At 68.7% G+C, this 278-nt stretch carries 1 pseudogene; it reads right to left on the reverse strand.

From position 1 onward, the window contains the following. Positions 1 to 14 precede the first annotated feature (14 nt). Positions 15 to 176, reverse strand: a pseudogene (locus SB724_RS19890) (universal stress protein); the annotation flags it as partial. Positions 177 to 278 lie beyond the last annotated feature (102 nt).

Consider the following 278-nt stretch of genomic DNA (forward strand, 5'->3'; position numbering starts at 1 on the left):
GGCCGGGCCCGCGGTCAGCGGGAGTCCCTCTGAGGGCCCCCATCCGCTGAGGCCGGCCCCGGGCTGCGGCGGGAAACCAGTACTGGGCTGTGGGCGTGATGGAGGACGGCGTGTGCGGTGGATCCGATGCTGCCTTTGATGACCCCGTGACCTTTGGTTCCCACCACAGTGATGCGCGCACCTTGGGAAGCCTAGACGACGGCGCGGGAAAACGAAGCGTCGAAGAGCAAGTCTCCGGCCACCGTAGTCCCCGGAGCTCTGTGGCGGGCCTGGCTCAG

The organism is Bacillus sp. SIMBA_031 (assembly GCF_046535225.1).
Lineage (GTDB): Bacteria > Bacillota > Bacilli > Bacillales > Bacillaceae > Bacillus > Bacillus velezensis.